The 25,673-nt window shown below is 55.8% G+C and carries 26 protein-coding genes; 6 read left to right on the forward strand and 20 right to left on the reverse strand.

What is annotated here, in order from left to right; genetic code table 11:
• Positions 1 to 194 precede the first annotated feature (194 nt).
• Positions 195 to 335 (reverse strand): YjjY family protein, encoded by a 141-nt coding sequence (gene yjjY / locus AC007G_RS16760; protein ID WP_049268126.1) that lies wholly within the window; start codon positions 333 to 335, stop codon positions 195 to 197.
• Between the two features lie 95 nt (positions 336 to 430).
• On the opposite strand from yjjY, the gene arcA reads away from it, so the two are divergent.
• Entirely contained in the window at positions 431 to 1,147 is a 717-nt protein-coding gene (gene arcA, locus AC007G_RS16765) for a two-component system response regulator ArcA (protein ID WP_002887843.1), read from the forward strand.
• Positions 1,148 to 1,234: 87 nt separating this feature from the next.
• On the opposite strand, the gene creA is transcribed toward arcA, so the two are convergent.
• The gene (creA, locus tag AC007G_RS16770) at positions 1,235 to 1,708 is read right to left on the reverse strand and encodes a protein CreA (protein ID WP_004857687.1); all 474 of its coding nucleotides are present in this window, start codon (positions 1,706 to 1,708) and stop codon (positions 1,235 to 1,237) included.
• Positions 1,709 to 1,921: 213 nt separating this feature from the next.
• Between creA and robA the strand changes: the two genes are divergently transcribed.
• The gene (robA, locus tag AC007G_RS16775) at positions 1,922 to 2,791 is read left to right on the forward strand and encodes an MDR efflux pump AcrAB transcriptional activator RobA (RefSeq protein WP_004857685.1); all 870 of its coding nucleotides are present in this window, start codon (positions 1,922 to 1,924) and stop codon (positions 2,789 to 2,791) included.
• Here robA and gpmB read toward each other — a convergent pair.
• Complete coding sequence (gpmB, locus tag AC007G_RS16780) at positions 2,788 to 3,435, reverse strand: 2,3-diphosphoglycerate-dependent phosphoglycerate mutase GpmB (protein WP_004857683.1); 648 nt, start codon at positions 3,433 to 3,435, stop codon at positions 2,788 to 2,790. The two genes, robA and gpmB, sit on opposite strands and share 4 nt — an antisense overlap.
• Positions 3,436 to 3,548: 113 nt before the next feature.
• Between gpmB and yjjX the strand changes: the two genes are divergently transcribed.
• Positions 3,549 to 4,064, forward strand: a complete 516-nt coding sequence (gene yjjX / locus AC007G_RS16785; RefSeq protein WP_032689554.1) for an inosine/xanthosine triphosphatase — start codon at positions 3,549 to 3,551, stop codon at positions 4,062 to 4,064.
• Here the strand turns inward: yjjX and trpR are convergent.
• Both trpR and sltY read right to left on the reverse strand, forming a co-directional pair.
• The gene (gene trpR, locus AC007G_RS16790) at positions 4,051 to 4,377 is read right to left on the reverse strand and encodes a trp operon repressor (protein ID WP_015585187.1); all 327 of its coding nucleotides are present in this window, start codon (positions 4,375 to 4,377) and stop codon (positions 4,051 to 4,053) included. The genes yjjX and trpR overlap by 14 nt on opposite strands.
• Positions 4,378 to 4,530: 153 nt before the next feature.
• Entirely contained in the window at positions 4,531 to 6,468 is a 1,938-nt protein-coding gene (sltY, locus tag AC007G_RS16795) for a murein transglycosylase (RefSeq protein ID WP_032689556.1), read from the reverse strand.
• A 233-nt stretch (positions 6,469 to 6,701) separates the two neighbouring features.
• Between sltY and ettA the strand changes: the two genes are divergently transcribed.
• Positions 6,702 to 8,369, forward strand: coding sequence for an energy-dependent translational throttle protein EttA (gene ettA / locus AC007G_RS16800; RefSeq protein WP_032689558.1), 1,668 nt, complete (start codon positions 6,702 to 6,704; stop codon positions 8,367 to 8,369).
• A gap of 68 nt (positions 8,370 to 8,437) precedes the next feature.
• On the opposite strand, the gene nadR is transcribed toward ettA, so the two are convergent.
• The 3 genes from nadR to serB all read right to left on the reverse strand — a co-directional run bounded on the left by nadR (position 8,438) and on the right by serB (position 12,183).
• A complete protein-coding gene (nadR, locus tag AC007G_RS16805; RefSeq protein WP_032689559.1) occupies positions 8,438 to 9,670 on the reverse strand; it encodes a multifunctional transcriptional regulator/nicotinamide-nucleotide adenylyltransferase/ribosylnicotinamide kinase NadR in 1,233 nt (410 codons plus the stop codon).
• Between the two features lie 148 nt (positions 9,671 to 9,818).
• On the reverse strand, positions 9,819 to 11,201 hold the full coding sequence (gene radA / locus AC007G_RS16810; RefSeq protein WP_004857671.1) for a DNA repair protein RadA: 1,383 nt from the start codon (positions 11,199 to 11,201) through the stop codon (positions 9,819 to 9,821).
• A 10-nt stretch (positions 11,202 to 11,211) separates the two neighbouring features.
• Positions 11,212 to 12,183: a phosphoserine phosphatase gene (gene serB / locus AC007G_RS16815; RefSeq protein ID WP_004857669.1), complete on the reverse strand. Its 972-nt coding sequence runs from the start codon at positions 12,181 to 12,183 to the stop codon at positions 11,212 to 11,214.
• Between the two features lie 103 nt (positions 12,184 to 12,286).
• Between serB and AC007G_RS16820 the strand changes: the two genes are divergently transcribed.
• Positions 12,287 to 12,928, forward strand: coding sequence for a YtjB family periplasmic protein (locus tag AC007G_RS16820; protein WP_032689562.1), 642 nt, complete (start codon positions 12,287 to 12,289; stop codon positions 12,926 to 12,928).
• Between the two features lie 11 nt (positions 12,929 to 12,939).
• On the forward strand, positions 12,940 to 13,956 hold the full coding sequence (lplA, locus tag AC007G_RS16825; RefSeq protein ID WP_142630979.1) for a lipoate--protein ligase LplA: 1,017 nt from the start codon (positions 12,940 to 12,942) through the stop codon (positions 13,954 to 13,956).
• A gap of 96 nt (positions 13,957 to 14,052) precedes the next feature.
• Here the strand turns inward: lplA and deoD are convergent, their stop codons facing one another.
• The 12 genes from deoD to AC007G_RS16885 all read right to left on the reverse strand — a co-directional run bounded on the left by deoD (position 14,053) and on the right by AC007G_RS16885 (position 25,524).
• The gene (gene deoD / locus AC007G_RS16830; protein WP_004857662.1) at positions 14,053 to 14,772 is read right to left on the reverse strand and encodes a purine-nucleoside phosphorylase; all 720 of its coding nucleotides are present in this window, start codon (positions 14,770 to 14,772) and stop codon (positions 14,053 to 14,055) included.
• 103 nt (positions 14,773 to 14,875) lie between these two features.
• The gene (deoB, locus tag AC007G_RS16835) at positions 14,876 to 16,099 is read right to left on the reverse strand and encodes a phosphopentomutase (RefSeq protein WP_004857660.1); all 1,224 of its coding nucleotides are present in this window, start codon (positions 16,097 to 16,099) and stop codon (positions 14,876 to 14,878) included.
• 52 nt (positions 16,100 to 16,151) lie between these two features.
• A complete protein-coding gene (deoA, locus tag AC007G_RS16840) occupies positions 16,152 to 17,474 on the reverse strand; it encodes a thymidine phosphorylase (RefSeq protein WP_032689576.1) in 1,323 nt (440 codons plus the stop codon).
• Between the two features lie 143 nt (positions 17,475 to 17,617).
• A complete protein-coding gene (deoC, locus tag AC007G_RS16845) occupies positions 17,618 to 18,397 on the reverse strand; it encodes a deoxyribose-phosphate aldolase (protein ID WP_004857657.1) in 780 nt (259 codons plus the stop codon).
• A 493-nt stretch (positions 18,398 to 18,890) separates the two neighbouring features.
• Positions 18,891 to 19,670, reverse strand: coding sequence for a TatD family hydrolase (locus AC007G_RS16850; protein ID WP_354634419.1), 780 nt, complete (start codon positions 19,668 to 19,670; stop codon positions 18,891 to 18,893).
• Complete coding sequence (locus AC007G_RS16855) at positions 19,667 to 20,740, reverse strand: patatin-like phospholipase family protein (RefSeq protein WP_032689578.1); 1,074 nt, start codon at positions 20,738 to 20,740, stop codon at positions 19,667 to 19,669. The genes AC007G_RS16850 and AC007G_RS16855 overlap by 4 nt, the downstream gene beginning before the upstream one ends.
• A 250-nt stretch (positions 20,741 to 20,990) precedes the next feature.
• Entirely contained in the window at positions 20,991 to 21,152 is a 162-nt protein-coding gene (locus tag AC007G_RS16860) for a DUF1328 domain-containing protein (protein ID WP_004857650.1), read from the reverse strand.
• A gap of 254 nt (positions 21,153 to 21,406) precedes the next feature.
• The gene (gene osmY, locus AC007G_RS16865) at positions 21,407 to 22,018 is read right to left on the reverse strand and encodes a molecular chaperone OsmY (protein WP_032689579.1); all 612 of its coding nucleotides are present in this window, start codon (positions 22,016 to 22,018) and stop codon (positions 21,407 to 21,409) included.
• A gap of 217 nt (positions 22,019 to 22,235) precedes the next feature.
• Positions 22,236 to 23,825, reverse strand: a complete 1,590-nt coding sequence (prfC, locus tag AC007G_RS16870) for a peptide chain release factor 3 (RefSeq protein WP_004857644.1) — start codon at positions 23,823 to 23,825, stop codon at positions 22,236 to 22,238.
• A 91-nt stretch (positions 23,826 to 23,916) separates the two neighbouring features.
• Positions 23,917 to 24,594, reverse strand: coding sequence for a pyrimidine 5'-nucleotidase (yjjG, locus tag AC007G_RS16875; RefSeq protein ID WP_032689580.1), 678 nt, complete (start codon positions 24,592 to 24,594; stop codon positions 23,917 to 23,919).
• Between the two features lie 101 nt (positions 24,595 to 24,695).
• A complete protein-coding gene (gene rimI / locus AC007G_RS16880) occupies positions 24,696 to 25,142 on the reverse strand; it encodes a ribosomal protein S18-alanine N-acetyltransferase (RefSeq protein WP_032689581.1) in 447 nt (148 codons plus the stop codon).
• Positions 25,111 to 25,524, reverse strand: coding sequence for a DNA polymerase III subunit psi (locus tag AC007G_RS16885; RefSeq protein WP_032698206.1), 414 nt, complete (start codon positions 25,522 to 25,524; stop codon positions 25,111 to 25,113). Before AC007G_RS16885 ends, rimI begins: the two co-directional genes overlap by 32 nt.
• Between the last annotated feature and the right edge of the window lie 149 nt (positions 25,525 to 25,673).

Here is a 25,673-nt window from a genome sequence, read left to right on the forward strand (position 1 = left end):
CAACCGCGCTGAACGTTCATTGGATTCAACATGTTTATCAATTTACCAGCGCAACCATTTGAGCAGTGTAAGATTTGTGACTATAAATAGCATTTCAATGCAATGATTTCACAAGACTGTTAACGTGCTACAATTGAATTTGATATATGTCAACGAAGCGTAGTTTTATGGGGTGTTCAGCCTCTCTTAGCCTGTTATATTGCTGTTAAAATGGTTAGGATGACAGCCGTTTTTGACACCGTCGGGTCCAGAGGGAAAGTACCCACGACCAAGCTAATGATGTTGTTGACGTTGATGGAAAGTGCATCAAGAACGCAATTACGTACTTTAGTCATGTTACGCCGGGCATGTTAATTTGCGACATGTACCAGGCAGGTCAGGGACTTTGGTACTTCCTGTTTCGATTTAGTTGGCAATTTAGGTAGCAAACATGCAGACCCCGCACATTCTTATCGTTGAAGACGAGTTGGTAACACGCAACACGTTAAAAAGTATTTTCGAAGCAGAAGGTTATGATGTGTTCGAAGCGACCGATGGCGCGGAAATGCATCAGATCCTGTCTGAAAATGATATCAACCTGGTGATTATGGATATCAACCTGCCAGGTAAAAATGGTCTCCTGTTAGCGCGTGAACTGCGTGAACAGGCTGACGTCGCGCTGATGTTCCTGACCGGCCGCGATAACGAAGTTGATAAGATTCTGGGCCTCGAAATCGGCGCTGATGACTATATCACTAAACCGTTCAACCCTCGTGAACTGACCATTCGCGCACGTAACCTCCTCTCCCGTACCATGAATCTGGGTACCGTGAGCGAAGAGCGTCGCAGCGTAGAAAGCTACAAGTTCAACGGCTGGGAACTGGATATCAATAGCCGTTCGCTGGTCAGCCCGAATGGTGAGCAGTACAAGCTGCCGCGCAGTGAATTCCGCGCGATGCTGCACTTCTGCGAAAACCCGGGCAAGATCCAGTCACGTGCTGAACTGCTGAAGAAAATGACCGGCCGTGAGCTTAAGCCGCACGACCGTACCGTTGACGTGACCATCCGTCGCATTCGTAAGCATTTCGAGTCTACTCCGGATACTCCGGAAATCATCGCCACGATTCACGGCGAAGGTTATCGCTTCTGCGGCGACCTGCAGGAATAACATTCGTTTTCCTGCTCCCGCAACGTAAAAACGGCGCTTAATGCGCCGTTTTTTTTATGTGCGAATCGGATGCTACGATGCGCCGCGTTATTTATTCCACGGCATGATAGGCACGGCGCTGAGCGCATTCTTCGGTGAACCGTCAACGACTTTATCCGAATAGCTCAGGTAGATCAGCGCATTACGTTTGCTATCGTAAAAACGGACCACCTGCAGCTTTTTAAACACCAGCGAAGTACGTTTCTGGAAAACCACGTCGCCCTGCGACTTACCGTTTTTGATTTTATCGTTCAGTTCGATCGGCCCTACCTGCTGGCAAGAAATCGCCGCATCTGACGTATCTTCCGCCAGACCCAGACCGCCCTTAATCCCGCCGGTTTTCGCCCGGCTGATATAGCACGTCACGTTCTGCACATCCGGATCGTCGAAGGCCTCAACGACGATTTTATGATCCGGACCAAAGAATTTGAATACGGTATCTACGGAGCCAATTTGTTCCGCCTGTGCCACCTGACATCCCGCCAGTAAAAGCAGCCCCGCAACTAACCTCTTGTATTTCATATTGTTACCATTTTCTTAAAATTTTGCTGAGCGATGATTATAGACTCAGCGGAAAAGGTTTATAGATCACAGCGTTACCAAAACAGCTAAAAAACCTGCTGACAAATCGCATTTATAAGCAAAAAAAACACTGAATGCTAAAACATCAAAAAATGCTATTATCCGCTACCTTACTTAGTAGCAGGCACCTGAGTTTAAGGATGAGGACATTTTATGGATCAAGCAGGGATTATTCGCGATCTCCTTAGCTGGCTGGAAGGTCACCTGGATCAACCGCTCTCACTAGATAATGTGGCAGCCAAGGCCGGTTATTCCAAGTGGCATTTGCAAAGAATGTTTAAAGACGTGACCGGCCAAGCCATCGGTGCCTATATTCGCGCTCGCCGTTTATCAAAATCAGCGGTCGCCCTGCGCCTGACCGCCCGCCCGATTCTCGACATTGCGCTACAGTATCGTTTTGACTCGCAGCAGACCTTCACCCGCGCGTTTAAAAAGCAGTTTTCGTTAACGCCGGCGCTGTACCGCCGCTCTCCTGACTGGAGCTCTTACGGGATGCGTCCCCCGCTGCGCCTGGGTGAATTCACGATGCCGCAGCATGAGTTCGTCACCCTGAGCAATACCCAGCTGATTGGCATCACTCAGAGCTACACCTGCAAGCTGGAGGAAATCTCCGACTTCCGTAACCAGATGCGCGTTCAGTTCTGGCGTGATTTCCTCGGCAATTCACCGTCGATTCCGCCCACGCTGTACGGTCTGCACGAACCGCGTCCTAGTCTCGAGAAAGATGACGAGCAAGAGGTCTTCTACACCACTGCGCTGACGCCGGAGATGGCCAACGGCCACCTGCACAACTCCCATCCGATCATTCTGGAAGGCGGCGAGTATGTGATGTTCACTTATGAAGGGTTAGGAAGCGGACTGCAGGAGTTTATCCTGACGGTGTACGGCACCTGCATGCCAATGCTGAACCTTACCCGCCGCAAAGGTCTGGATATCGAACGCTTCTTCCCTGAGGATGAAAGCCGGGATCAAGAAACGCCGATTCAGCTGCGTTGCGAATACCTGATCCCGATTCGTCGTTAACGCTGTAGTTCATCCATCGCGGGGGCGTCAAGATGCGACACATCCCCCGCGGTTTCCACGACCCAGCCCGATGCCAGCCACAGACTCTGCTGATAATCAACGCGAGAAATTGAGCAGTTACGCAGACGCAGGCGGCGTTCCGCGTGTGCCGGCAGCCCCAGAATCGTACTGACCAGACAGCCCAGCGCAATACCGTGGCTCACCAGCAGCGGCCTGCTTCCGGCAGGCAGTTCCAGGCAGGACGCCAGTGCCGCGTGCATACGCTCACTCAGCTCCAGCATCGACTCCCCCTGTGGGATACGGCCGTCCGGGGTCCCATCAACCAACCGGCGACGCCACTCTTCTTCTTCCTCGCTCAGCGAGTCGATATGACGTTTTTCAAGAACCCCCATATCCAGCTCACGCAGCCGTGAATCAAGGATGACATCGCAACCGCAGGCTTCCGCGATAATCTCTGCCGTCCGGCGCGTGCGCCCCAAATCGCTGGCAATGATATGCGTAATGCCCAGCGTTCTGGCACGTTCGCCGACCTGCCAGGCCTGGCGCTCGCCGTGAGGGGTTAACGGGCTGTCTGACTGGCCCTGAATGCGCCGCTCGGCGTTCCACTGCGTTTCGCCATGGCGAACAAGGTGTACCTGTAACATGCTATTTTTCCGTTCTGTGCTCTTCACAATTTCGGTTGCCGGCGTCGCGCGCTGCAACGAAAACGATTTGGAGTATACTGCGATGACGTAAATTTATTCTGAGTTGTTTGATTATGCACCATGTTGTCTCAGCTACCACTAATCCCGCCAAAATTCAGGCAATTCTACAGGCTTTTAACGAGATCTTCGGCGAAGGATCCTGCCACATTGAGTCCGTCTCCGTCGAGAGTGGCGTGCCGGAACAGCCGTTTGGTAACGAGGAAACGCGTGCTGGCGCACGAAACAGGGTCGCCAATGCGCGCGCCGTGCAGCCAAATGCCGACTTCTGGGTCGCCATTGAAGCCGGGATCGACGAAGGCAGCACCTTTAGCTGGGTAGTGATTGAAGATCATCATCAGCGCGGCGAAGCGCGCTCGGCGACGCTGCCGCTGCCGGCGGTGATTCTGGAAAAAGTGCGTGCCGGGGAAGCACTAGGGCCGGTGATGTCACAACATACCGGCATCGATGAAATTGGTCGTAAAGAAGGGGCTATCGGCGTCTTTACCGCCGGGAAGCTCACGCGCAGCAGCGTCTACCACCAGGCGGTAGTACTGGCATTAAGCCCGTTCCATAACCTTATTTACCGTTAAGCAGCGCCTGCTCCAGCCACTGTCGCAGCTCGGGTGGCGCGGATTTCAGACTGTTAGAACCACGGGTAATGGTGGCAATCCCGGCGCCGAGCTCGCTTTTGAGCTCGCGCTGGCTCATCTCGCCACGCAGCAACTCTTCAATGATCCGTACGCGCGTGCCCAGCGCCTCGCGCTCGTCGGGCGTCAGCATTAATTGCAGCAATGGCAGATGCAGATCGTCGGCGTACGCCTGCTGGAGTAACGCTACAAAGCGAAGCCATTCCTGATGACGCTGTTCGGCTACAGCCGCTGAATAAGGGGATTGTTGGGTCATGTTACGCCGCCATGTTGAGACAGGCGACCAAGGCCGCCTGTCGAATGTACTCATTAACGAGTACAAAGCATAACATACTCCGGTCAATACTCTATGGGTTTCGCGTCACAGCGCGGCGTTCAGCCCGTTTTGTCCCGCGCAATCCGCTGAGTATCAGTAACGCTGCTGCCACTCTGCATCGCTCAGCATGGGGGCTTTCTGCCCCATAAAGTAACGGTAATAGGCATCGTAGGAGAGCACGTTCTTCACATAACCCCGCGTTTCCGAGAACGGGATACTCTCGATAAATGCCACCGCATCGATTCGCCCGGCGCTATTGCCCTGCCAGGTCCGAACCCGCCCCGGACCGGCGTTGTAGGCCGCGGAAGCATAGATGCGGTTATTGCCAAACTGCTGGTAAACATACTGCAGATAGCTGGTGCCGATATTGATATTGGTCTCGGGATCCAGCAGCTGCGACGGGCTGCTGTAGCCAGGGATACTGAACATACTCACCGTATGGGTCGCCGTACCCGGCATGATTTGCATCAGGCCGCTGGCGCCAACCGGAGAGCGGACTTTCGGGTTCCACGCGCTCTCCTGGCGAGCAATCGCCATCGCATAGCTCTGCGGGATAGCTTTGCCGCTGATATAGCGCGCGAAGAGATCGTTGTAGGCCAGCGGAAAGCGTTCTTCCAGCTGGTCCCACAGCTTCCCGGCGATAGTCGCCTGAACGCTGAGATCCCACCAGTGCTGGTTGAATGCATAGCGCGCCAGCTGCGCCTGCTGATCTTTCGTCCGGCTGGTCACCAGATTTGCCCATTCGCTGCGGGCGGTGTTGTCCATATTCCAGTACATCAACTCGCGTACCCGGGCCATTTCCGGCCCGGAGGTCAGCGCAGGATCGAGATTCTCTGGCGCTTTATCGATCCGGAAGGTGAAATCCTCTCCCAGACGCTGAGCGGCAATCATCGGGTAGAACCCGCGCTGCTGCATCAACGAACGGAGGATCGCTTTTGCTTCGTCGTCACGCCCGCGCTCCAGCAGCAGATCCGCCTGCCAATAGCGCCACTCATCTTTCTCTTTCGCTTCCATCGGCAGGCGCGCCAGCCAGGTATTCAACCCGTGGCGGTCCCCGGCGCCCAGCGCCATTCGCACCCGGCGCTCTACTAGCGCAGTGGATTGCGAGCGCATAATAGCGTCATCGCGCCAGACGGCCTGCTCTTCGGTCACATCGTTGCCCATCAGGCGCCAGGCAACGATATCCCGCAACTCCTGGGTTTGATCTTCATTCAGCTTCTGTGCCTGCACCAATGACGGAATCATCAGCCGGGCGTTTTCGACATCCTGGCGCGCCACGCTGGCGAAGGCCACCGCCGCCATCTGGCGGGTGAAGTCCGTCGCCCCGGTGGTACGGGCGAAGGTCATCACGGTATTCGGATCGTTTGCCAGCGCCACCACCGCTGACGAAATCGTCTGGTATTCAGGCGGCATCTGCTGCGCCAGCACGCTAACCAGGCCGGTGTTACCCGCCTTCATCGCCAGGCGGATACGCTCAAGATATGCCAACGGATCCTGCTTGCCGGAGGAACGCCAGGCGCTAAACAGCGCATCGCAGGCATTAGGCTGGCTTTTACCGCTCAGCCACAGCGTTTTCGCGCCGTCCCAGGCTTCCTGCGCCTGGCCCACGCTCAGCTTCGCATAGTAGTAATTACATTGCGCTTCGGTGCTGGCGGGTTTTTCCGGGCTAAACGCCAGCAGTCCGCTCCAGTCGGTACGCCGCGCCAGCTCGTTAACAAAGCGCGATTTCAGGGTGCGCGCCGGCGGCAGCGTCGGGTTCGCTTCAATGAAGTTTTTCACCACCAGCGTCGGCTGGTTCATCAGATCGTCGGTGATCTGCCGGTATTGAAGATAGGGGTACAGCGGATAGGTGGTCAGCGTAGGCATAAGCTGTTCGACAACGGACATCTGCCGGCTATCCCATGCCTGCTTAATTTGAGCGTAGCGGCTGCGCTGTTCATCCAGTGAATCCGCATGTGCCAACTGGCTGAGCGTCAGCAGACTCACGCTGGCCGCCAGAAGACGCCATGCCATCGTTTTGGCTTTTTCCACAAGCTCTTCCTCTGTTAAAAGTACATCTCACTACATCAGAGCAGCATCATGCCGCTTTTTAAATGTCCCAGTGTCGCTATAGATATGCTAACCAGACAACGCCAAACGTGCCACGTCCTGGACATTTTTTTACTCTTCTGTGAATCCCATCGCCTCTCTGGGCTTAACGCGTGAAAAAGGCTACACTTCGCCTTTGAAAACTATTCATCAAAATAAAAGAGGCGAAGTCCACCGTGGCTCAATTCGTTTATACCATGCATCGTGTCGGCAAAGTGGTTCCGCCGAAACGTCATATTTTGAAAAATATCTCCCTGAGCTTCTTCCCTGGCGCGAAGATCGGCGTTCTCGGTCTGAACGGTGCCGGTAAATCTACCCTGTTACGTATTATGGCCGGCATCGATACCGACATCGAAGGCGAAGCCCGCCCGCAGCCTGGCCTGAAAATTGGCTATCTGCCGCAGGAACCGCAGCTGAACCCGGAGCAGACCGTACGTGAGTCGGTAGAAGAAGCGGTAGCCGAAGTGGTTAACGCGCTAAAAGGCCTGGATGAGGTGTATGCCAAATACGCTGAGCCAGACGCCGACTTCGATAAACTCGCGGCGCAGCAGGGCAAGTTTGAAGAGATCATTCAGGCTCACGACGGCCATAACCTGAACGTGCAGCTGGAACGTGCGGCCGATGCCCTGCGTCTGCCGGACTGGGATGCGAAAATCGCCAACCTGTCCGGTGGTGAACGCCGCCGCGTGGCGCTGTGCCGCCTGCTGCTGGAAAAACCAGACATGCTGCTGCTCGACGAACCGACCAACCACCTGGATGCTGAATCCGTGGCCTGGCTGGAACGTTTCCTGCACGACTTCGAAGGGACCGTCGTGGCGATTACCCACGACCGTTACTTCCTCGATAACGTGGCCGGCTGGATCCTCGAACTGGACCGCGGCGAAGGGATTCCGTGGGAAGGCAACTACTCCTCCTGGCTGGAGCAGAAAGATCAGCGTCTGGCGCAGGAAGCCTCTCAGGAAGCGGCGCGCCGCAAATCCATCGAGAAAGAGCTGGAGTGGGTACGCCAGGGCGCGAAAGGCCGTCAGTCTAAGGGCAAAGCCCGTCTGGCGCGCTTTGAAGAGCTTAACAACGTTGAATACCAGAAGCGTAACGAAACCAACGAACTGTTTATTCCGCCTGGAGCCCGTCTGGGGGATAAAGTGGTTGAAGTCAGCAACCTGCGTAAGTCTTACGGCGACCGCGTGCTGATTGACGATCTGACCTTCTCGGTACCGAAAGGGGCAATCGTCGGGATTATCGGGCCTAACGGCGCCGGTAAATCGACCCTGTTCCGCATGATGTCCGGTCAGGAACAGCCTGATGCCGGTTCTATTACCCTGGGTGAAACCGTGAAGCTGGCTTCCGTCGATCAGTTCCGCGACGCGATGGATAACAGCAAAACCGTCTGGGAAGAAGTCTCCGGCGGGCTGGATATCATGAAGATCGGCAACACCGAAATGCCTAGCCGCGCCTACGTCGGTCGCTTTAACTTTAAAGGCGTCGACCAGGGTAAACGCGTGGGCGAACTTTCCGGCGGTGAGCGCGGTCGTCTGCACCTCGCGAAGCTGCTGCAGGTTGGCGGTAACGTGCTGCTGCTCGATGAACCGACCAACGACCTGGATATCGAAACCCTGCGCGCGTTAGAAAACGCCCTGCTGGAGTTCCCGGGATGTGCGATGGTTATCTCGCACGACCGTTGGTTCCTCGACCGTATCGCGACCCACATTCTGGATTACCAGGATGAAGGTAAAGTCGAGTTCTTCGAAGGTAACTTCACCGAGTACGAAGAGTACAAGAAACGCACCCTCGGCGCCGATGCGCTGGAGCCAAAGCGTATCAAGTACAAGCGTATTGCGAAGTAATAAAAACGGGTGGCCCAGGCCACCCGTTTTTTTATGCTCAGCGCGCGCCAGAACTCCTCTGGCGGTGGTTAGCCCGGCTCACCCATCAGCTGCTTGACCAAATCAACGCAGCGCAGAAAGCGCGTGTCGTAATCCGACTCTTTCACATGCACAAAGTCGATCTCATTTTCTTTGAGCAGCGACACCAGCAGCGTCTGGAACTCCTTGCGGTCCACCGAACTGCCGAGGCTGCGTAAACCATCGGCCACCCACGGGGTATTGTTCTCCAGCAGAATCACCAGATCAAAACGGTACTCATCGATCAGCGCCTGCACGAAGGGATGTTCACGCCCTTCATACTTCAGGCAAAAGGCCTGGGTGCTGACGAAATCGGTGTCGATAAACGCCACCTTATTGGCATATTTAACCGCAAAATCAATATACTGTGCGTGGCCAAGCGCAATTTTGTCATAGTCGGAATACTGTAGCGCCATCTCATCGCCGCCGAGGTGCGAGAAGACGTAATCGCGACCATACTCCCAGGCGCTGGTGGTGTTAAAGATATTCGCGAGCTTATTGACCAGAGTCGATTTCCCGCTCGATTCGCCGCCAAGAATCGCCACCGTACGCACGAAGAACGGTTTCACTTCCGTCGGGATGTACTCCCAGTAGCGGAACGGGTTTTCACGGATCTGTCCGCCGCTGATGCTCATAAAGGTTCGTTTCGGATCGATCAGCACGGTTTCGATCGCCAGATGCTGCAGATATTGCTGCGCATCCGCCTCTTCCGAGGTGTAGATCCAGTTCGGCTGGATCCCTTTATCGCTCATAAATGCGCGGATCCCGCGGCTCCAGACATCCCAGCCGTGGGGATAAGGTTCCATCCCCTCTTCATTAAACGCATGAATACGGATATTTTTCTGATATTTGAAGGTTTGCAGCAGCCAGCGCAGACGATCGGATACCGTCGGCTGTTGCGACATCGCGCTGTCTTCAAACAGCTGACGATCGCGCGTATCGTCGTAACCCATGATGATATGCAGCTCATCCACCTGGCTACAGGCGCGCTGAATCAGATAGATATGTCCGGTGTGCAGCGGATAGAACTTACCAAATACCACGCCGACGCTCTTTTGCCGACGCGGGAATTCCAGGCCAAGAAAACGGTGCAGGGCTTCCAGCTTCTGCGCGCTTGGGCTTTTGATTTTGGCATTCAGCAGCTGGCTCAAATAGCCTTTGGTCATTCCGCTGGCTTCCGCGACCTGTTGCAGCGTACAGCCCTTTTGCTTAATCGCGGTTTTGAGATAGTCGAAAGATGACACAAGAGCCTCCTGCTTTAGCAAAACTGAAGAAATACCCTGTTGGTTACGGGAAGCAGGCGGGCGAAGCCCGATGAACGGAAGCAACTCAGCCATTCATACGGCCCCACGCGGCCAGCCCTCTGCCGCCGAACAGGCGGCGGGTATTTAATTATAAGTCGTCAAACACGCTTAGCGCGTCTGAAAGCTTTTTCACACCAAAGATTTGCATCCCTTCTGGTGCTTTTTTCGGCACGTTGGCTGCCGGGACGATGGCGCGACGAAAACCATGTTTCGCCGCCTCGGAGATGCGCTCCTGGCCGCTGGGCACCGGACGGATTTCGCCGGACAGCCCCACTTCACCAAACACCACCAGATCGTGCGGCAGCGGACGATCGCGCAGACTGGAAACCATTGCCAGCAGCAGCGCCAGGTCGGCGCTGGTTTCCGCTACCTTCACCCCGCCGACGACGTTAACAAAAACGTCCTGATCGGCCATCTGCAGGCCGCCGTGACGGTGCAGTACCGCCAGCAAAATCGCCAGGCGATTCTGCTCCAGCCCTACCGCGACGCGACGCGGGTTAGACATCATTGAATGATCGACCAGCGCCTGAATCTCCACCAGCAGAGGACGGGTGCCTTCCCAGACCACCATCACCGAGCTGCCGGAAGTCACTTCATCGCCGCGGCTGAGAAAAATCGCCGAAGGGTTACTGATTTCACGCAGCCCCTGCTCGGTCATTGCAAACACCCCCAGCTCATTCACCGCGCCAAAGCGGTTTTTATGGCTGCGCAGGGTACGAAAGCGAGAATCGGCATCGCCATCCAGCAGCACCGAGCAGTCAATACAGTGCTCCAGCACCTTTGGCCCGGCCAGCGAGCCATCTTTGGTCACATGACCGACCATGATGATCGCGACATCGCGCGTTTTCGCAAAACGGGTCAGATAAGCCGCCGTTTCGCGTACCTGGGCGACGCTGCCAGGCGACGACTGAACGTCAGCCATATGCATCACCTGGATCGAGTCGATAACCATCAGCTGCGGCTTTTCGTCATCGGCTATCTGGCAGATTTGTTCAATGCTGGTCTCGGAGAGCATGTTGAGATTAGCGGTCGGCAGCCCCAGGCGATGAGCGCGCATCGCCACCTGCTGCAACGACTCTTCCCCGGTGACGTACAGCGTTTTCATGTTTTCCGACAGGCGGCACAGCGTCTGCAGCAGCAGCGTCGATTTACCCGCCCCCGGACTGCCGCCAATCAGAATGGCGCTGCCCGGCACCACGCCACCGCCGAGCACGCGGTCAAACTCTTTAAAACCGGTGGAGAAACGCGGTAGCGCCTCAAGGCTGATCTCCGACAGCTTTTGCACCTTCGACGCGCCGGCATTCCCGGCGTAGCCCGTCAGACGCTCGTTTCTCGCCACCTGCGGCGAAGCGGCAATACGCACCTCGGTGATGGTATTCCAGGCATGACAGGCGCTGCACTGCCCCTGCCAGCGCGGGTAATCCGCACCACATTCATTACAGACAAATGCGCGTTTTGGAGCTTTCGCCACGTGTTACCTCTTACTTTTGATTCATGCTGCCTGAGAGAATACAGAAGACTCCCATCAGGTCAGCGTGACGGATCGTCACTTCCGCCTGCTCATTCACTTTTGGCTTAGCATGATACGCGATCCCCAGCCCCGCCGCTTTGATCATCGGAAGATCGTTGGCGCCATCGCCGATCGCCACGGTCTGCGCCGGCGGGATTGCATATTTTTCCGCCAGTTTTCGCAGCGTGGCGGCTTTATATTTGGCATCGACAATATCGCCAATGACGTTTCCGGTCAGCTTGCCGTCCATAATCTCCAGCTCATTGGCGACCACGGCGTCAAGATGCAGCTTGTCGCGCAGGTATTCGGCGAAGAAGGTGAATCCGCCGGAGGCAATCGCGACTTTCCAGCCCAGCGTCTCCAGCTTCAGCACCAGCTGCGCCAGCCCCGGCATCAGCGGTAGCGATTCACGCACCTGCAGCAGAATATTGGCATCGGCATCTTTCAACGTCGCCACCCGCTGACGCAGGCTGGCGGTGAAGTCCAGCTCACCGCGCATCGCCCGTTCGGTCACTTCCGACACCATTTCGCCGGTTCCGGCCAGTTTGGCGATTTCGTCAATGCACTCGATTTGAATCGCCGTGGAGTCCATATCCATCACCAGCAGCCCAGGCGTGCGCAGATGCGGGATTTTCCCCAGCGGGGCGACATCCAGCCCCGCTTCGTGCGCCAGCCGGGTTGCCCGCAGCGTCAGAGAGCCCGCCAGACGAATAACCTGATAATCTTCGACAACCCAGGAGGCAACGATAACCAGCGCCGCTCCCAGCTCACGCTGCCAGGCCGTCAGCCGGCGTTTATCAAGGCCGCGCCCGTAGAGCAGCCAGCCGCTGCGTCCGGCATGATAATCCAGCGGCATGACCTCATCACCGCTCAGCGAAAGCGGTAATCCAGGCCACAGGGAAACATCTTCGGGCAGATCGCACCAGGTCAAACTGTTTGGCATTACGGCTCCACATTTCTTTATTCAGGCCAGGAAAATAACGCATGAGGCTACCTTGTAACCAGCGCTTCTGGCAACATTAAGCTGTAAATATTAAAGGTGGAATATGGTACGCGCAAAACTGAAATTCCGACTGCATCGCGCCGTCATTGTTCTTATCTGCCTCGCGCTTCTCGTTGCCCTGATGCAGGGAGCGTCGTGGTTCAGCCAGAACAGCCAAAAGCAACGTAATCCACAGTTAGAAGAACTGGCTCGCACCCTTGCGCAGCAGGTTACGCTGAATCTGGCGCCAATGATGCGCAGCGAGACCCCTGATGAAAAACGGATCGGTGAGCTGCTGGAGCTGCTGACCCGCCAGAGCCGGGTCCTCGATGCCGGAGTCTATGATGACCAGGGCGATCTGGTCGCTCGCTCGGGCGAAGGGGTCAACGTGCGCGACAGGCTGGCGCTGGACGGCAAAAAAGCGGGCGGTTACTTCAATCAGCAGATCGTGGAGCCGATTCAGGGTAAAAACGGGCCGCTGGGCTACCTGCGCCTGACGCTGGATACCCATACGTTAGCCACCGAGGCGAAACAGGTGGATAATACCACCAATATTTTACGTCTGATGCTGCTGCTGTCACTGGCTATCGGCGTGGTGCTGACCCGCACTCTGCTGCAGGGCAAGCGCACCCGCTGGCAGCAATCGCCCTTCCTGCTCACCGCCAATAAGCCGGTGCAGGACGAAGACAAAGATGAATCAGAATAAGGAAATCGCTGATGTCGACGCTACGCCTGCTGCTCTCAGATTCTACGGTTCCCTGGTTCAACCTCGCGGTTGAAGAGTGTATTTTCCGCCAGATGCCCGCCACCCAGCGCGTGCTGTTCCTGTGGCGCAATGCCGACACGGTGGTCATTGGGCGGGCGCAAAACCCGTGGAAAGAGTGCAACACCCGCCGGATGGAAGAGGATAACGTCCGTCTGGCCCGCCGCAGCAGCGGCGGCGGCGCGGTATTCCACGATCTCGGCAACACCTGCTTTACCTTCATGGCAGGTAAACCCGAGTACGATAAAACCGTCTCCACCCGGATTGTACTGGCTGCGCTGGAGGCGCTGGGCGTCACGGCTGAAGCATCCGGGCGCAATGACCTGGTGGTCAAAACTGCCGAAGGCGATCGTAAAATCTCCGGTTCGGCCTACCGAGAAACCCTTGACCGCGGTTTTCACCACGGAACGCTGCTGTTGAATGCCGATTTAAGTCGTCTGGCAAACTATCTCAACCCGGATAAAAAGAAGCTACAGGCGAAAGGTATCACTTCGGTACGCGGCCGCGTAGCCAATCTGGTTGAGCTGCTGCCGGGTATTACGCACCAGCAGGTCTGCTCGGCGATTGAAGAGGCCTTTTTCGCCTACTACGGCGAGCGCGTCGCCGCGGAAGTGATTTCGCCCGATAAGACGCCGGATCTGCCGAACTTTGCCGAAACCTTCGCCCGCCAGAGCAGCTGGGCATGGAATTTTGGCCAGGCGCCGGCCTTCTCGCACCAGCTGGATGAGCGCTTTGTCTGGGGTGGGGTTGAGCTGCACTTTGACGTTGAGAAAGGCCATATCACCCGTGCGCAGGTCTTTACCGATAGCCTGAATCCGGCACCGCTGGAAACGCTGGCTACGCGATTGCAGGGCTGCCCGTATCGTGCTGACGTGCTACAGCAGGCGTGTGAAGCATTATTAGTGGATTTCCCGGAGCAGGAGAAAGAGCTGCGGGAGCTGTCGGCATGGATTGCCGGCGCGGTGCGCTGATAAAAAAGCCGGATGGCGGCTACGCCTTATCCGGCCTACAGATTTCGCACGGTTTGATTGACCCGGTAAGCGCAGCGCCACCGGGCAATACAACCTTTACTCTTTATCGCCCAGCAGAACGGATTCCAGCGCGATTTTGATCATATCGTTGAACGTCGTCTGACGCTCAGCCGCGGTCGTTTGCTCATGCGTACGAATATGATCGGAAACGGTGCAGATAGTCAGCGCTTTCGCCCCGAACTCCGCCGCTACGCCGTAGATACCAGCGGCTTCCATTTCCACGCCCAGGATGCCGTATTTTTCCATCACATCGAACATGGACGGATCCGGGGTATAGAACAGGTCTGCGGAGAAGATGTTGCCGACACGGGCATCAACGCCCAGCGCTTTTGCAGCATCAACCGCGTTACGCACCATGCCGAAGTCAGCGATAGCGGCGAAATCATGATCTTTAAAGCGCAGACGGTTAACTTTGGAGTCGGTGCACGCGCCCATGCCAATCACCACATCACGCAGTTTGACATCAGCACGTACCGCGCCGCAGGAGCCCACGCGAATAATCTTCTTCACGCCGAAATCGGTGATCAGCTCTTTGGTGTAGATGGAGCAGGACGGGATCCCCATGCCGTGGCCCATGACGGAGATCTTGCGGCCTTTATAGGTACCGGTGAAGCCCAGCATGCCGCGCACGTTGTTCACTTCGCGCACGTCTTCAAGGAAAGTTTCCGCGATGTGCTTCGCGCGCAGCGGGTCGCCCGGCATCAACACGACGTCAGCGAAATCACCCATTTCTGCATTAATATGAGGAGTTGCCATCTTCAGTTCCTTTTATATTGTTGTTTTTGCCGGGCGGCGGCTACGCCTTACCCGGCCTACAAAACCACAGGCCCGGTCAGCATAGCGCCACCGGGCAATGACCTTAGAACATGGCCTTGCCATATTCCATGTCGGACGTACCAAAGTATTTCGCCAGGGTCTGGCCGATATCCGCGAAGGTTTCACGGTGGCCCAGCGAGCCCGGTTTAACTTTCGGGCCGTAGACCAGTACCGGGATATGCTCACGCGTATGATCAGTACCCTGCCAGCTCGGGTCACAGCCGTGGTCAGCGGTCAGGATCAGAATGTCATCTTCACCCACCAGCTCCATCAGCTCCGGCAGACGGCGGTCGAACAGTTCCAGACCCGCAGCATAACCGGCGATATCGCGACGGTGCCCCCAGGAAGAGTCGAAGTCCACGAAGTTAGTGAAGACGATGGTCTTATCACCCGCTTCTTTCATCTCTTTGATGGTCGCGTCAAACAGCGCATCCAGGCCGGTCGCTTTCACTTTTTTGGTGATCCCGCAGTTGGCATAGATGTCGGCGATTTTCCCAACGGAAACCACGTGGCCGCCTTTCTCGTCAACCAGCTTTTGCAACACGGTCGGCGCAGGCGGTTCAACGGCCAGATCGTGACGGTTGCCGGTACGCTGGAAGTGGCCCGGTTTATCACCCACGAACGGACGCGCGATAACGCGGCCAATGTTGTAGCCACCTTCAGTCAGCTCCTCACGGGCGATTTCGCACAGCTCGTAGAGTTTATCCAGACCAAAGGTCTCTTCGTGGCAGGCAATCTGGAACACGGAGTCAGCGGAGGTATAGAAAATCGGCTTGCCGGTTTTCATATGTTCTTCGCCAAGCTCATCCAGAATCACCGTCCCGGAAGAGTGACAGTTACCGAGGTAGCCCGGCAGGTTTGCACGTTTAACCAGTTTATCCAGCAGTTCCTGCGGGAAGCTGTTCTGATGGTCACTGAAGTAGCCCCATTCGAACAGAACCGGTACACCGGCGATTTCCCAGTGGCCGGACGGCGTATCTTTACCGGAAGAGAGCTCATGCGCCCAGGCGTATGCACCAATGACGTCCGCACTGGCGTCCATCCCGGCAGCAATCTTACCGGTCGAGCCCTCGTGAGCTTTGACCAGCCCCAGACGGGTCAGATTAGGCAAATTGAGTGGGCCTTTACGGCCATGGTCAGCCTCGCCCTTAGCGCAGGCTTCAGCAATGTGGCCCATCGTGTCTGAGCCGACGTCGCCAAAGCGAGCGGCATCTTCAGTCGCACCGATGCCGAAAGAGTCCAGCACCATAATAAATGCACGTTTCATATTATTCTCCGTACCTTTTGCGCTGCAAAAAAGCGATCAGATCAGTATACCGTTATTCGGTGATTCGGCGATAGACCGTCGGGGTTTCTTTCGGCGCCTTATCGTCCAGTTTAATTGCCGCTTTAACGGCTTTCGCCGCATCCTGCCAGCTGGCTTCATCTTTGGCATGGATAACCGCGAGCGGACGCTGCCCGTCAACGCTGTCGCCCAGGCGCGCCATGTCGGTAAAGCCGACGCTATAGTCAATCGGATCGGACGCCTGGCGGCGACCGCCGCCCATCGACACCACCGCCATACCCAGCGCACGGGTGTCCATTTCAGCGACAAACCCTTCACCATCAGCGTAGACCGCTTTGCTCAGCATGGCGGTAGGCAGATAGTTATCGTAGTTCTCGACGAAATCAGTCGGCCCTTTTTGCGCGGCAACCATCCGGCCAAAGACTTCCGCCGCTTTGCCGTTGTCCAGCACCGCCTGCAGTTTCGCCCGCGCATCGGCGTCATCCTGGGCCAGCTTGCCGGAAATCAGCATTTCCACGCACAGCGCCATGGTCACATCAAACAGACGCGGATTGCGGTATTCGCCGGTCAGGAAGCGAACCGCTTCACGGACTTCGACGGCATTACCGGCGCTGGATGCCAGCACCTGGTTCATATCGGTCAGCAGCGCGGTAGTACGCACGCCGGCACCGTTGGAAACGCCAACGATCGCTTCGGCAAGCGCTGCGGAGAGTTCGTAGGTCGGCATAAAGGCGCCGCTGCCTACTTTGACGTCCATCACCAGCGCATCCAGGCCTTCCGCCAGTTTTTTCGCCAGAATCGAGGCGGTGATGAGCGGGATGGAATCCACCGTCGCGGTAATATCGCGGGTGGCATAGAAACGTTTGTCGGCAGGGGCCAGCGAACTGGTCTGCCCAATGATGGCGACGCCAACATCTTTAATAATGCCGCGGAAACGGGCGTCATCCGGGAAAATATCGAAACCTGGAATGGCTTCCAGTTTGTCGAGGGTGCCGCCGGTATGACCGAGGCCGCGCCCGGAGATCATCGGCACATAGCCGCCGCAGGCGGCGACCATCGGACCAAGCATCAGCGAAGTCACATCGCCCACGCCGCCGGTGGAGTGTTTATCGACAATCGGGCCATTCAGATTGAGGCTTTTCCAGTCCAGAACGGTTCCTGAATCCCGCATTGCCATGGTTAACGAGACGCGTTCTGGCATAGACATATCGTGGAAAAAGATGGTCATCGCCAGCGCCGCGATCTGCCCTTCAGAAACGGTGTTATCGCGGATCCCGTTGATGAAAAAGCGAATTTCGTCATCGCTCAGCGCATGGCCATCACGTTTTTTACGAATAATTTCTTGTGCGAGAAACAAGGTAACCCCCTGAGGAATAAGGTCAAATTCGGCGGGCGGCGTTGTCTGCGCCCGCGCTAAGATCCTGTAGCCCGGCCGAGCGTCGCGACGCCGGGAATCTCCCGGGGTCGGCGTCCGGGCTACGGTTTTGTCGCCGTTACGCCTTAGTAGCTGCTGGCGCTCTTACCGTCGCCGTGACCCAGCGCTTTCAGCAGGCTTGCCAGCAGGCTGGAGGCGCCGAAACGATAGTGGCGAGAATCCGCCCAGTCGGCACCAAACAGTTCATCGGCAATCGCCAGGAACTGCTGCGCATCTTCAGCGCTGCGGACGCCGCCCGCAGGCTTAAAGCCAACGGTTTTCTGTACACCCATATCGCGGATCACTTCCAGCATGATACGTGCGCTTTCCGGCGTCGCGTTTACCGGAACTTTACCGGTCGAGGTTTTGATGAAATCCGCCCCGGCTTTAATAGAAATTTCAGAGGCTTTGCGAATTAACGCTTCTTCTTTCAGCTCACCGGTTTCGATGATCACTTTCAACAGCACGTTGGCCGCCGCGCAAGCCTCTTTACAGGCCTTCACCAGATCGAATCCAACCTGCTCGTTACCCGCGATCAGCGCGCGGTACGGGAATACCACGTCAACTTCGTCCGCGCCGTAAGCGATGGCCGCACGGGTTTCCGCCAGCGCGATATCGATATCATCGTTACCATGCGGGAAGTTTGTGACCGTGGCGATACGGATATCCGGGGTGCCTTGCGCGTTCAGCGTTTTACGCGCAATCGGGATAAAGCGCGGATAGATGCAGATAGCCGCTGTGTTCCCTACCGGCGTTTTTGCCTGATGGCACAGAGCGATCACCTTTTCATTGGTGTCATCGTCATTCAGCGTGGTCAGGTCCATCAGTTTCAACGCGCGCAGGCTGCTTGCAGATAAATCAGTCATTTTACACTCCGACGGCTTATTGCCGGTTCAATAGTTTGTTCACCTTGCGAGTCTGTTACTATTGTAACATCACCTCGCCGTTACACTTCGACATTCATCACAGTTAATGAAAACTCATAGAGAATTTGCATTACTGTAATGTGACAGTGATCACCTTTATGGCTGCGGTATTACGCTGAAAGACGCCAGGTTTACTTTAAGCATAATCAAAATCCTCAGACACAAGGGAATGTTAATATAATAACATAAAACCACAAGCCACCTCGACAAAAGCGAATGCATATTGTGCTAAAAATTGAAAAACAGGCAATAATCATTGAAAAATAAGCAGGTTACTGAAAACAGACGATGATGGAATTATAACATTTACAGGGAGTATGAAAGGGAGGGGATCCGGGCAGCGAGGCAGTACGCCATTGCCGGCGATGATGCCGCAACCTCTTAGCCGCGGCGGACTCACGAGCGTCATCACTGACAGTGCGCTACGCCTACGTCACAGGTTACAGAACAACGCTTTCGTATTGTCTAACAACGCATTCGCAATGACATCCGCAGGTTCCTGCCGCAGTTCACATAACGAGGCAAAGACGCGGGCCACCTGCTCGGGTCGATTTGGCTGCCCCTGAAAACCATTGAGCGGCATATCCGGCGCATCCGTCTCCAGCAGCAGTGCCGATAGCGGCAGACGCGCCATCACATCACGCGTTTTACTGGCACGTGGGTAGGTTATGGTCCCGCCGACGCCAATTTTATAACCTGACTGAACAAAACGTTCCGCTTGCTGCAGGCTTCCCGCGAAACCATGCACCACGCCGGTTCTCGGCAGGGCATGTTTTTTCAGCAGCATCGCCAGCGTATCGTGAGTACGGCGGGAGTGGAGAATCACCGGCAGATCGTACCGCTTCGCCAGCCGCAGCTGCGCTTCCAGCATGCTCTTCTGGCGCTCAAACTGCGGATCTTCACGATACAGATCGAGCCCCGTCTCCCCCACGGCGACCACCTTTCGGTAGCGTTGGCGCAGGCACTCTTCCAACTGCTCAAGACTGCGCTCATCATGCCGTTCGATCGCAATGGGATGCAGTCCTACGGCGGCATAAATCGCTTCATGCTGCTCCGCCAGCGCTAATACGCGGGGGAAATTTTCCGCTTCAATGGCCGGGACAATTATCTGCGTCACCCCGGCTTGCGCCGCCCGGGCAAGACTCTCGGCCACATGGCCGGCGAAGGGCGGGAAATCAAAATGACAATGCGTATCGATAAACGTCCACGTCATGCCAGATCCTCGTTATCAAAGCTGGCATCATTAGCCTGCGGGGCGGTAACGAAAGTGGCCGGATGGGAATCGTTGGCGACGGAAGCCGCCGGCACCACAACCGAGGCCGGCTGCGTGACTCGCGGCAAATGACGCACCAGCGGTGGACGGTCTGCCAGCAGTTTGCCGACCGTCGCCAGGAAATAACGCCCGCACTGCCGCCCGGTCTTGTAGTCTTCCAGCAGCGCCGGTAGACGGCTTCCCAGCGCCATACTTTTAAGCGGTTTCTGCGGATAAATTTCCAGGATGCGCAGCTTACCCGGCGGCTTCTCAATAAACTGTTGGGTAGTGCGATAGGTGGCCTCGTGATGCTGGACCAGGTTCACAAACGGCTGCAGGCTGCTTTCCCCCAGCCAACGCTCCATTCGTTTAAACCACTGCGGGGTATAGAACATCTGTGAAGGCACCGTACGGATAACCACGATGGTTTGCGCCCCGCGTCGGGCCGCCTCCTGTACGGGAATCGCATCGCTGACGCCGCCATCCAGATAGCTGATGCCATCCAGCATGACGCCGCTGCGATAAAAGCCGGGGATCGCGCTGGAAGCGCGGATCAAATCGAGCCACGTGGTCTGCGTGGGGGCAAAATAGTCTGGCGTATAATCATCGCCCCGGCAGGCGCACATCCACAGCTCTTTCCCCAGAGCGAACTGCTCTTCCGCATAGCTCATCGCCAGCGGCATTTTTTGCGCCGTGGTCTCCACCAGCCAGTCAAGGTCGATAAGATTGCCGCCGCGGACAAAACGCATAGGATCGAAAAATTGCCGGGCCGTGGTGTAACGGGTGATGACCTTGCGGGCGTAGCCCTGCTGGTTGCACATGTAGGCCGACAGGTTCTGCGCCCCGGCGGATGTCCCCAGCATAATGTCAAAGGGGTTGAATCCCGCGCGCATGAACTCATCCAGTACTCCGGCGGTAAAGATACCTCGCTGACCGCCACCCTCGCACACCAGGCCAAGCTTGCCCGGAAGAAATGGTTTGACCGACAGCGGCGCAATATTGCCAAGCGTTACGGGAATTCGATGTCCCACCCTGCTTTCCTGTTATGTTTTATTGTACCAGCCCAAAATAATCCGGCGGGGTCTCTCCCCAGCGCTCCCGGCCCGTCGGGCGACGTTCACCGCCCGCAAGGGATCTGAAATCCTGGCGTCCATCGCCGCGCCGTCCTGCAATTATTACCCCCCTGAAACCACGAAAGCCAGTCCTGAGGACTGGCTTTATGTAAAACGCTATGTCATTAAAACGCCTTTCGCGTCCTGCGCGGCAGGGAAAGACCGCTTTCTATGGGCGCCGGCGCCCGGTAAACAGGCTAACCAGGAACAGAATAATACCGACGACAAAGACGATTTTTGCAGCCCAGGCAGCCGTACCCGCCAGGCTACCAAATCCTAACGCGGCGGCAATCAGTGCAATGACCAGAAAAATAATGCCCCATCGAAACATAATGTGCTCCTTACCATAGTGGATAACGGTCGCTTTTCTGCGCGCTCAGGCCGCGCATAAATCAACCCTGTCATGCTCTTTTTCTTAACTCGTCATACGTCGAATTGCTGGTGCTCGGGCGATGCCCGTGTTCCTCGATAAAATGACCTGAATAAGCGCCAGAGGATTCATTTGTTTACCTCCCGCATGTCATTCAACGCGCAATTCAAAGAGTTGAATAGTTAACGGGAAATAACGTTATTAAATGAATGGGTTTATTTAACGCTAAGATTATTTTCTACGTTTTTTACACCCGAAACGGCTTTGGCAATGTCTGCCGCGCGATCCGCCTGCTGACGAGAATCAACGGTTCCGGATAAATGTACGGTCCCGGCACGGGTTTCAACCGTGACCTTTCGCGACGGTACAATGTCATCCGCCAACAGTTTGGCTTTGACTTGACTGGTAATGGCCGTATCGCCTGCGTACCCCTTCAGGCTAGCAGACTTCTCTGCGACCACGTTCAACTGGTCATGCACGGTGGTCACGCCTTTGACCGTTTTCGCGGCATTCACCGCCAGATCTTTTTGCTCCGCACTGTCAACCGAGCCGCTCAGCGTCACCACTTTATTCTCGGTTTTCACAGAGATATCGCTGCTGCGAATATTTTTATCGTCAATCAGCGCCGCTTTCACCCTGGCGGTGATAGTGCTGTCATCCATAAAATCGCCAACTTTGTTCAGCGAGCTGTCGACGGCCTGCCCGGCGCTGGAGGCAACCGATTGTGCGCTGTTCGCCGGCGGATTTTCTGCATATGCCGAGGCGCTTATCATGGCTGAGCCTAAGAAGAGAGCCAGCAACGTCCCGGCATCCTTTAGTCTTGTCATCTCTCTGTCCTCGTTATTTCTATATCGCTAAAGCAAAATAAGTAGCTTATTAAGCCAGAATCTTAAAAATTACTTATTAAATATAGTAGAAGGTCATGAAAGAGACGGAAAATATGCACAAAAAGTCACGCTGACGGGATCTTTAAGAACTTTCTATAACGCAGGAAACAACAACAAAATAGCGTGGAGCGCGGTGAGAGCCGCGCTCCGGAAGGGATTAGTGCTCGCGAGTTTTACGGAACAGAACGTCAGGATAGCGTTCCTGCGTCAGGTTCAGGTTAACCATCGTTGGCGCGATATATGTCAGATTATCACCGCCATCAAGGGCCAGCTGAATTTCGTTTTTACGCTTAAATTCCTCAAATTTTTTCACGTCGGTGGATTCCACCCAACGTGCGGTCGCCACGTTCACCGATTCGTAGATCGCTTCCACGTTGTATTCACTCTTCAGACGAGCCACGACCACATCAAACTGCAGCACCCCGACCGCGCCGACAATAAGATCGTTATTGGCGATCGGACGGAAGACCTGTACCGCGCCCTCTTCAGAAAGCTGTACCAGCCCTTTGAGCAGCTGCTTCTGCTTCAGCGGATCCTTCAGGCGAATACGACGGAACAGCTCCGGTGCGAAGTTCGGGATACCGGTGAACTTCATCATCTCGCCCTGGGTGAAGGTATCACCGATCTGAATCGTGCCGTGGTTGTGCAGACCGATAATATCGCCCGGCCACGCCTCTTCCACATGAGAACGGTCGCCGGCCATAAAGGTCAGCGCATCGGAAATCACCACGTCTTTGCCCGTACGGACCTGACGCAGCTTCATGCCCTTCTCATACTTACCGGACACCACGCGCATAAAGGCCACGCGGTCACGGTGTTTCGGATCCATGTTGGCCTGAATTTTAAAGACGAAACCGGTAAATTTCTCTTCTTCCGCCGTCACTTCACGGGTATCGGTTTTGCGCGGCATCGGCGCCGGCGCCCACTCAACCAGGCCATCCAGCATATGATCCACGCCGAAGTTACCTAAGGCCGTACCAAAGAAGACCGGGGTGATTTCACCGGCGAGGAACAGATCTTTATCAAACTCGTTTGAAGCGCCCTGTACCAGCTCCAGCTCATCACGCAGCTGCTGCGCCAGATCTTCGCCGACGGCCAGATCGAGATCCGGGTTATTCAACCCTTTTACGATCCGCACTTCCTGAATCGTGTGGCCCTTACCGGTCTGATAGAGATAGGTCTCATCTTTGTAGAGATGGTACACGCCCTTAAACAGCTTACCGCAGCCAATCGGCCAGGTGATCGGCGCGCAGGCAATACGCAGCTCGTTCTCCACTTCATCCAGCAGCTCCATCGGATCGCGGATATCACGGTCGAGTTTGTTCATGAACGTCAGGATCGGCGTATCGCGCAGCCGGGTCACTTCCATCAGCTTACGGGTACGATCTTCAACGCCTTTTGCCGCATCGATGACCATCAGACAGCAGTCCACCGCCGTCAGGGTACGGTAGGTATCTTCGGAGAAGTCTTCGTGGCCCGGGGTATCCAGCAGGTTAACCAGGCTGTTGTGATACGGGAACTGCATCACCGACGTGGTAATGGAGATACCACGCTGCTTTTCCATCTCCATCCAGTCTGATTTTGCATGCTGGCTCGAACCACGGCCTTTCACGGTACCGGCGGTTTGAATCGCCTGTCCGAACAGTAATACCTTCTCGGTGATGGTCGTTTTACCGGCATCCGGGTGAGAAATAATGGCAAAAGTGCGGCGTTTAGCCACCTCTTGCAGATAAGGAGACAACGTCATAATTGATTCTTCTTAGTAAACGCGGCAACCGGCCACGCATGTGGAATACGAAAAATTGCGGCTATTTTACCCATCAATGGGGGGGAGGCAATCAGTGTTTACACAGGAGCTGCTCCAGGTCGCTTAAAGAGGTCACCGTCCAGTCGGGGTGAAGATCGGCAGGCAGTTCACGCTGATGAGCGTTCAGCCAGCAGGTGGCAAGGCCGGCATTCACGCCGCCGCGGATGTCGGACTCTGCCGTATCGCCGACCATCAGTACGCGGGAACGATCGGGATGACCCGCCTGCGCCAGCGCGTATTCGAAAATGCGCGCGTCCGGCTTCGCCACGCCGACCTCTTCAGAAATAATCAATAAATCAAAGTGATCGCGTAAGCCGGTGCGTTCCAGACGGATCTGCTGCAGCGAGGTAAACCCGTTGGTGATGATCCCCATTTTTACCTTCCCCTGCAGGGCATTCAGCAGCGATATCGCCCCCGGCAGCGGCGAGCAGATCTCGGCCATCGCATTCATAAAGGCGTCGTTGAGTTCGCCCGGCGGCACGCTGAGGCGCTCCGCCCAGCTATTAAAACGCTGATGTTGCAGCTGCAGCGAAGTGATCGTACCGTTCTGATAATCCACCCACAGTGGTTTATTCACGGCCTGATAGTCCTGAAAATCTTCAGCGCTAAAGGTCACGCTATAGTCGAGAAACATTCGCTGCAGACCGGTAAAAGAATCAAACGTAAACAGCGTTTCGTCGGCATCAAAGAAAATCCAGTCCCACTTCATCGTATCACCCTGTCATTGCCCGCCCTACAGGCGTCTTGTTACAGCAGATCTGAGCATCGCAGCGTCAGACCTACCCTTAAAAAAGCCTGGCGAACAGGCTGTTACATACTGACTGGCAACGCCATTATGATCGCATCCTCACGCCCGTCGGCCGTGGGATAATAGTCACGACGAATGGTTGCCTCGTTAAAACCTAAGCTCTCGTACAGTGCGAGAGCGGCTACGTTCGACGCACGCACTTCCAGCCACAGCGTCACGACCCCGCGTTTCTCAACCTCATCAATCACCTGCTCCAGCAGCGCTCGCCCAAGGCCGCGCCGCTGAAAAGCCGGGTCGACGGCGATGTTAAACAGCGTCGCTTCATCGAGGATAATTTGCGTAATCGCAAAGGCCGCCATCTCGCCATCAACCGTCAGTTGAAGGTTCAGATAACGCTCGCCCTGATTACTGGCAAAGGTTTGTTCGCTCCACGGAAAAGCGTGGGCGCGTTGTTCTATTTGCCATGCACGGGGCAAATCAGCCGTGTTGAGGGTAGAAATCGTGTTCATGAGCGCAGATTTGTTGCCAGAGCGCCATACGGGCAGGCGCGCTGGTCTGGAGTTCATCAAAAGCGGGCGTCGAAAGCTGCGCGCCCGCCAACGGTAACGGTGCGTCAGTACCCAGCCGCCAGCTGTTGCAGCGGCTATCCTGCGGCAACATAGCCACGCGATCCGGCGTGAGCTGCAGTACCTGATCCGGCGACAGCGCCAGAGCACGCAGAATATCTCTGGCGAGCGGTTCAGTCAGCGACGGCGGGTTTTCCGCCACCATCACCAAACGAATATGCCCAGGAAGCGAGATAGCGATTTCACCCTGTAACACCCCGGGGCGACGCAGCGACCACCGGGTGATACCCAGCTGCTGTAATTGCCACTCTCGTCGGGAAGTCATAGCGAAACACTCCTGTTAATTAAGCGCGCAATATAGCAAATCCCGCTTATCTGCGCCAACAAACTACGTACGACGTGCCTGTCGCTCGGTCAGAGATGAGGTGTATCGCGTTATCCGCGCGCAGGCGGCCCCAGCAGCGCCAACAAAGA

This window comes from Klebsiella sp. CSG-1 (assembly GCF_056521145.1).

What these genes read in the sequence shown, in the direction of transcription:
- deoC (WP_004857657.1), bottom strand. Translation starts at nt 18,397, where the DNA reads ATGACTGATTTATCTGCAAGCAGCCTGCGCGCGTTGAAACTGATGGAC.
- AC007G_RS16850 (WP_354634419.1), bottom strand. Translation starts at nt 19,670, where the DNA reads ATGACGTGGACGTTTATCGATACGCATTGTCATTTTGATTTCCCGCCC.
- trpR (WP_015585187.1), bottom strand. Translation starts at nt 4,377, where the DNA reads ATGACCCAACAATCCCCTTATTCAGCGGCTGTAGCCGAACAGCGTCAT.
- serB (WP_004857669.1), bottom strand. Translation starts at nt 12,183, where the DNA reads ATGCCAAACAGTTTGACCTGGTGCGATCTGCCCGAAGATGTTTCCCTG.
- yjjY (WP_049268126.1), bottom strand. Translation starts at nt 335, where the DNA reads ATGACTAAAGTACGTAATTGCGTTCTTGATGCACTTTCCATCAACGTC.
- osmY (WP_032689579.1), bottom strand. Translation starts at nt 22,018, where the DNA reads ATGACAAGACTAAAGGATGCCGGGACGTTGCTGGCTCTCTTCTTAGGC.
- robA (WP_004857685.1), top strand. Translation starts at nt 1,922, where the DNA reads ATGGATCAAGCAGGGATTATTCGCGATCTCCTTAGCTGGCTGGAAGGT.
- yjjX (WP_032689554.1), top strand. Translation starts at nt 3,549, where the DNA reads ATGCACCATGTTGTCTCAGCTACCACTAATCCCGCCAAAATTCAGGCA.
- deoB (WP_004857660.1), bottom strand. Translation starts at nt 16,099, where the DNA reads ATGAAACGTGCATTTATTATGGTGCTGGACTCTTTCGGCATCGGTGCG.
- gpmB (WP_004857683.1), bottom strand. Translation starts at nt 3,435, where the DNA reads ATGTTACAGGTACACCTTGTTCGCCATGGCGAAACGCAGTGGAACGCC.
- prfC (WP_004857644.1), bottom strand. Translation starts at nt 23,825, where the DNA reads ATGACGTTGTCTCCTTATCTGCAAGAGGTGGCTAAACGCCGCACTTTT.
- lplA (WP_142630979.1), top strand. Translation starts at nt 12,940, where the DNA reads ATGTCGACGCTACGCCTGCTGCTCTCAGATTCTACGGTTCCCTGGTTC.
- AC007G_RS16820 (WP_032689562.1), top strand. Translation starts at nt 12,287, where the DNA reads ATGGTACGCGCAAAACTGAAATTCCGACTGCATCGCGCCGTCATTGTT.
- creA (WP_004857687.1), bottom strand. Translation starts at nt 1,708, where the DNA reads ATGAAATACAAGAGGTTAGTTGCGGGGCTGCTTTTACTGGCGGGATGT.
- AC007G_RS16860 (WP_004857650.1), bottom strand. Translation starts at nt 21,152, where the DNA reads ATGTTTCGATGGGGCATTATTTTTCTGGTCATTGCACTGATTGCCGCC.
- yjjG (WP_032689580.1), bottom strand. Translation starts at nt 24,594, where the DNA reads ATGAAGTGGGACTGGATTTTCTTTGATGCCGACGAAACGCTGTTTACG.
- deoD (WP_004857662.1), bottom strand. Translation starts at nt 14,772, where the DNA reads ATGGCAACTCCTCATATTAATGCAGAAATGGGTGATTTCGCTGACGTC.
- arcA (WP_002887843.1), top strand. Translation starts at nt 431, where the DNA reads ATGCAGACCCCGCACATTCTTATCGTTGAAGACGAGTTGGTAACACGC.
- rimI (WP_032689581.1), bottom strand. Translation starts at nt 25,142, where the DNA reads ATGAACACGATTTCTACCCTCAACACGGCTGATTTGCCCCGTGCATGG.
- AC007G_RS16885 (WP_032698206.1), bottom strand. Translation starts at nt 25,524, where the DNA reads ATGACTTCCCGACGAGAGTGGCAATTACAGCAGCTGGGTATCACCCGG.